Source organism: Isoptericola sp. NPDC060257 (assembly GCF_042726645.1).
In the GTDB taxonomy this organism is placed as follows: Bacteria; Actinomycetota; Actinomycetes; order Actinomycetales; family Cellulomonadaceae; genus Isoptericola; species Isoptericola nanjingensis.
This window is the reverse complement of record NZ_JBHXAW010000251.1, coordinates 1-6,575: the sequence shown is the minus strand read 5'-3', so window position 1 is coordinate 6,575 and position 6,575 is coordinate 1. Positions and strand designations below refer to the sequence as shown.

Genomic DNA, 6,575 nt, shown 5'->3' with positions numbered 1-6,575 from the left:
CATCGGCGCTGAAGGGCTAAGCTTCCGGGTTCGGAATGGGACCGGGCGTTTCCCCGACGCTATGACCGCCGTAACAGTATCGAGTTTTCAGGGTGACCCCCCTGATCATCACCTGGTGGTGGTGGGGGGTGGTGCCCGTTTCTCGGGAACCGCACAGTGGACGCGTAGCATGCAATTGTCAAACAGTGTTTGAGTGTGTGTGAAGTTGTTGGCTTATTAGTACCGGTCAGCTCCGACAGTCTTTGGTCCTGTCTTCCACATCCGGCCTATCTACCCAGTGGTCTAGCTGGGTGCCTTCACCCCCGTGGGGGATGGAAACCTCATCTTGAAGCAGGCTTCCCGCTTAGATGCTTTCAGCGGTTATCCCTTCCGAACGTAGCTAACCAGCCGTGCTCCTGGCGGAACAACTGGCACACCAGAGGTTCGTCCGTCCCGGTCCTCTCGTACTAGGGACAGCCCTTCTCAAGTTTCCTGCGCGCGCAGCGGATAGGGACCGAACTGTCTCACGACGTTCTAAACCCAGCTCGCGTACCGCTTTAATGGGCGAACAGCCCAACCCTTGGGACCTACTCCAGCCCCAGGATGCGACGAGCCGACATCGAGGTGCCAAACCATGCCGTCGATATGGACTCTTGGGCAAGATCAGCCTGTTATCCCCGGGGTACCTTTTATCCGTTGAGCGACGGCGCTTCCACAAGCCACCGCCGGATCACTAGTTCCGACTTTCGTCCCTGCTCGACCTGTCGGTCTCACAGTCAAGCTCCCTTGTGCACTTGCACTCGACACCTGATTGCCAACCAGGCTGAGGGAACCTTTGAGCGCCTCCGTTACATTTTGGGAGGCAACCGCCCCAGTTAAACTACCCACCAGGCACTGTCCCTGATCCGGATTACGGACCGAGGTTAGATGGTCGATATGGCCAGAGTGGTATTTCAACGATGACTCCACCCGACCTGGCGGCCGGGTTTCACAGTCTCCCACCTATCCTACACAAGCCACACCGAACACCAATACCAAGCTATAGTAAAGGTCCCGGGGTCTTTCCGTCCTGCTGCGCGTAACGAGCATCTTTACTCGTAGTGCAATTTCGCCGAGCTCGCGGTTGAGACAGCGGAGAAGTCGTTACGCCATTCGTGCAGGTCGGAACTTACCCGACAAGGAATTTCGCTACCTTAGGATGGTTATAGTTACCACCGCCGTTTACTGGGGCTTAAATTCTGGGCTTCACCGAAGTTGACCCGTCCTCTTAACCTTCCAGCACCGGGCAGGCGTCAGTCCGTATACATCGTCTTGCGACTTCGCACGGACCTGTGTTTTTAGTAAACAGTCGCTTCTCCCTGGTCTCTGCGGCCCTCCCCGCTTCCCACCGCAAGGGTGTTCACGGATCGGGCCCCCCTTCTCCCGAAGTTACGGGGGCATTTTGCCGAGTTCCTTAACCACGATTCGCTCGATCGCCTTGGTATTCTCTACCTGACCACCTGAGTCGGTTTGGGGTACGGGCGGCTAGAACCTCGCGTCGAGGCTTTTCTTGGCAGCAGAGGATCACCCGATTCCCGCATACGCGGTCACTATCAGTTCTCACCCTATGTGCTTCGCGGATTTGCCTACGAAGCGGGCTACAACCTTGGACGTGGACTACCATCGCCACGCCGGGCTACCTTCCTGCGTCACCCCTGTTAACACGCTTACCTACTACCGGTTCGGGTCCCACGCCGCGCCACCGGTGAGATCCCGAAGGATCTCGGTGGTGGTCTGGGATGGTTAGCATCACCGGGCTCGGTATGGGCGGTTCTTCGCCGGTAGGAGAATATCAACTCCTTGTCCATCGACTACGCCTGTCGGCCTCGCCTTAGGTCCCGACTTACCCAGGGCGGATTAACCTGGCCCTGGAACCCTTGGTCATTCGGCGGACGGGTTTCTCACCCGTCATTCGCTACTCATGCCTGCATTCTCACTCGTGTGGGCTCCACCACTAGGTCACCCTGCAGCTTCACTGCCCACACGACGCTCCCCTACCCACCCACACACCTGAACACCAATCAAGTTGGTGCTGGGCTAACGTGTGAGTGCCACGGCTTCGGCGGTGTACTTGAGCCCCGCTACATTGTCGGCGCGGAATCACTTGACCAGTGAGCTATTACGCACTCTTTCAAGGGTGGCTGCTTCTAAGCCAACCTCCTGGTTGTCTGTGCAACTCCACATCCTTTCCCACTGAGCACACGCTTAGGGGCCTTAGCCGATGATCTGGGCTGTTTCCCTCTCGACTACGAAGCTTATCCCCCGCAGTCTCACTGCCACGCTATGTCTTACCGGCATTCGGAGTTTGGCTGACGTCAGTAACCTGGTAGGGCCCATTAGCCATCCAGTAGCTCTACCTCCGGCAAGAAACACGTGACGCTGCACCTAAATGCATTTCGGGGAGAACCAGCTATCACGAAGTTTGATTGGCCTTTCACCCCTAACCACAGGTCATCCCCTCAGTTTTCAACCTAAGTGGGTTCGGTCCTCCACGCCGTCTTACCGGCGCTTCAACCTGCCCATGGCTAGATCACTTCGCTTCGGGTCTAGACCCGGCGACTGTACCGCCCTATTCGGACTCGCTTTCGCTACGGCTTCCCCACACGGGTTAACCTCGCCACCGAGCACTAACTCGCAGGCTCATTCTTCAAAAGGCACGCCGTCACCCCTGCTAAGGAGGCTCCGACGGATTGTAGGCACACGGTTTCAGGTACTATTTCACTCCCCTCCCGGGGTACTTTTCACCTTTCCCTCACGGTACTAGTCCGCTATCGGTCACTAGGTAGTATTTAGGCTTAGCAAGTGGTCTTGCCAGATTCACACGAGATTTCTCGGGCCCCGTGCTACTTGGGATCCCCTCAACCAGGCCGCACCATTTCGTCTACGGGACTCACACCCACTACGGTCCGCCTTTCAATGCGGTTCGACTATGACACGGCTTTCTTACTGGCTACCAGACTGTCAGATCTGGTCAGAAGGTCCCACAACCCCGCATGTGCAACGCCTGACAGCTTGACACACACACGGTTTGGCCTCATCCGCTTTCGCTCGCCACTACTCACGGAATATCTCTTCCTGTCGGTACTGAGATGTTTCACTTCCCGACGTTCCCCCCTACACCCTATGTATTCAGATGCAGGTGACTGGGCATGACCCCAGCCGGGTTCCCCCATTCGGACACCCTCGGATCACAGCTCGTTTGCCAACTCCCCGAGGCTTATCGCAGGCTACCACGTCCTTCTTCGGCTCCTAGTGCCAAGGCATCCACCCTGTGCCCTTAAAAACTTCGACACACTACAATATTTCACAGAGATCAGAAAACTCGTCCCCCCACCCCTTCAAAGAAGAAGACGAGGAACAAGTACTGAACATCTGGGATGCTCGCGTCCACTGTGCAGTTCTCAAGCAACGGACGACCCGCAGACACCCGGCACGCCTACCCCCTCCAAGGGAGCGGTTCACACCAGCCCACGACCCGTATCCATCAAGACCACCCACCACCCCACCCGCCCCACCCACCAGGGAAGGACGACCAAGGCCGGCCGATTGCCTCAGGACCCAACAGTGTGCTTGCGAACCAGACCAACCCCCCACCACCAGCGTTCCCCCACCCGACCCCGAAGAGCCAGCCCCGAAGAGCCCGGCCCCGAAGAGCCGTGGTGTGTACTAGCCGGCCAGCGAGACGCCGAACCGGTCCTTCTAGTCAATGTTCCACCCGTGAGCAACCACCAGACACTCAAACGGCGCCTCAGATGGTCTGCCTGACCCCCACCCCACCACCGAACCCACCAGAAGACCTGGCAGACGAGGCAATGAAGCGACGCACGAAGCGCCACAGGGGGTATCAGATGCTCCTTAGAAAGGAGGTGATCCAGCCGCACCTTCCGGTACGGCTACCTTGTTACGACTTAGTCCCAATCGCCAGTCCCACCTTCGACCACTCCCCCCGGAAAACCGGTTGGGCCATGAGCTTCGGGTGTTACCAACTTTCGTGACTTGACGGGCGGTGTGTACAAGGCCCGGGAACGTATTCACCGCAGCGTTGCTGATCTGCGATTACTAGCGACTCCGACTTCATGGGGTCGAGTTGCAGACCCCAATCCGAACTGAGACCGGCTTTTTGGGATTCGCTCCACCTTACGGTATCGCAGCCCTCTGTACCGGCCATTGTAGCATGCGTGAAGCCCAAGACATAAGGGGCATGATGATTTGACGTCATCCCCACCTTCCTCCGAGTTGACCCCGGCAGTCTCCCATGAGTCCCCGGCATAACCCGCTGGCAACATAGGACGAGGGTTGCGCTCGTTGCGGGACTTAACCCAACATCTCACGACACGAGCTGACGACAACCATGCACCACCTGTGCACCGACCTTACGGGGCACCCATCTCTGAGTGTTTCCGGTGCATGTCAAGCCTTGGTAAGGTTCTTCGCGTTGCATCGAATTAATCCGCATGCTCCGCCGCTTGTGCGGGCCCCCGTCAATTCCTTTGAGTTTTAGCCTTGCGGCCGTACTCCCCAGGCGGGGCACTTAATGCGTTAGCTGCGGCACGGAACTCGTGGAATGAGCCCCACACCTAGTGCCCAACGTTTACGGCATGGACTACCAGGGTATCTAATCCTGTTCGCTCCCCATGCTTTCGCTCCTCAGCGTCAGTTGCGGCCCAGAGACCTGCCTTCGCCATCGGTGTTCCTCCTGATATCTGCGCATTCCACCGCTACACCAGGAATTCCAGTCTCCCCTACCGCACTCTAGTCTGCCCGTACCCGATGCAAGCCCGAGGTTGAGCCTCGGGATTTCACACCAGACGCGACAGACCGCCTACGAGCTCTTTACGCCCAATAATTCCGGACAACGCTTGCGCCCTACGTATTACCGCGGCTGCTGGCACGTAGTTAGCCGGCGCTTCTTCTGCAGGTACCGTCACTTGCGCTTCTTCCCTGCTGAAAGAGGTTTACAACCCGAAGGCCGTCATCCCTCACGCGGCGTCGCTGCATCAGGCTTTCGCCCATTGTGCAATATTCCCCACTGCTGCCTCCCGTAGGAGTCTGGGCCGTGTCTCAGTCCCAGTGTGGCCGGTCGCCCTCTCAGGCCGGCTACCCGTCGACGCCTTGGTAGGCCATCACCCCACCAACAAGCTGATAGGCCGCGAGCCCATCCCCCACCGAAAAACTTTCCAACCCACACCATGCGATGCAGGCTCATATCCGGTATTAGACCCCGTTTCCAAGGCTTATCCCGAAGTGGAGGGCAGGTTGCTCACGTGTTACTCACCCGTTCGCCACTGATCCATCCCAGCAAGCTGGGACTTCACCGTTCGACTTGCATGTGTTAAGCACGCCGCCAGCGTTCGTCCTGAGCCAGGATCAAACTCTCCGTAAAAGAAGAGAAACACCACGAACCCCCAAAAGAGCCCGCGGCATTCAACGATACTGGCCAGACCAAGCTGAACTGCTCAGTCCGATCCAAAGGAACCACAAAGGGTTCAAAAATTTGGCATTGACTATCAAACACACTGTTGAGTTCTCAAACAACCGACGCACACCGCAGAACCAGAACCACTCTCGGCTCCAACCCCGCCGGGGCAACCCCTCAAACTTACCAGACTTTTTCGGCCGTTCCGACCGCCTGTTCCCAGCCGATCGAACTGCCCGACATCGTCGGAAGCCCCCACACCGGTGCTCGGGCGCACGAATGCGACCTGATCCTCGGTGTGAGTTCCAGCCCCGGTCGGCCACCTGAGCTCCGGTCTCCCGGATCGTGCTCCTTGGTGTCCGTCTCCCTGTCGGGCTGACGTCGTAGAACATTACACGCTCCGGAGCGCCCGGCCAACTCCGTCCGCGGTGACGCGGGGCACACCCCTCCCCGCCCTCGGACGGGGGCTCCGGACCGGGTCCAGAATCGTGCCGTGAGCACCCCGCAGACCGCCCCTCAGCCCCCGGTGTCCGTCGCCGTCCGGCCCGCCCGTGCCGACGAGAGCGCGCACGTCGCGTGGCTCGCCGCGCTCACGTTCCCGCTGGCGTGCCCGCCCGGGACCTCTGTCGCCACGATGGCCGCGCACGTGGCCACCCACCTCTCCCCGTCCGCCGTGCGCGGCTGGGTCCGGTCCGACACGCACGCTCTCCTGGTCGCCGTCGACGAGGAGCTCGACCCCCACGCCGACGGTCCGACGGCTCCCCTCGGCTACGCGCTCGTGTCCTTCGGCGAGGCCTCCGGCGACGACGAGCAGCGCGTGCTCCGCTCCGTCGTCGGGCCCGCGCCGTACGTCGAGCTCTCCAAGATCTACGTGCACCCGGACGCGCTCGGCGGAGGGGTCGCGGCGCGGCTCCTCGACGCAGCCGTCTCGGCAGCCGCGGAGCTCGGCGGCGACGCGCCCCTGTGGCTGGGCACCAACGCGCAGAACGCCCGGGCGCAGTCCTTCTACCGCAAGCACGGCTTCGAGGTCGCCGGGACACGGACCTACGACGTCGGTGGCGTGCGGCACGACGACGTCGTCATGATCCGTCGACCGGCCTGACCGCGCGCGACGGCGGGGGGGGGGCCCGCGGCGCCCCCC

Annotated in this window: 1 protein-coding gene and 3 rRNA genes; 1 reads left to right on the top strand and 3 read right to left on the bottom strand. The window is 60.0% G+C overall.

Translation table 11 applies throughout. The features are described from left to right. The 3 genes from rrf to ACFWEK_RS17145 all read right to left on the bottom strand — a co-directional run. A 5S ribosomal RNA gene (gene rrf / locus ACFWEK_RS17155) occupies window positions 1-73 on the bottom strand; the annotation flags it as partial. Between the two features lie 123 nt (window positions 74-196). Further along, window positions 197-3,310: ribosomal RNA gene (locus tag ACFWEK_RS17150) — 23S ribosomal RNA — on the bottom strand. 567 nt (window positions 3,311-3,877) lie between these two features. After that, window positions 3,878-5,401, bottom strand: a 16S ribosomal RNA gene (locus tag ACFWEK_RS17145). A gap of 526 nt (window positions 5,402-5,927) precedes the next feature. On the opposite strand from ACFWEK_RS17145, the gene ACFWEK_RS17140 reads away from it, so the two are divergent. Then, window positions 5,928-6,536: a GNAT family N-acetyltransferase gene (locus tag ACFWEK_RS17140; protein ID WP_430547514.1), complete on the top strand. Its 609-nt coding sequence runs from the start codon at window positions 5,928-5,930 to the stop codon at window positions 6,534-6,536. Window positions 6,537-6,575: the final 39 nt, after the last annotated feature.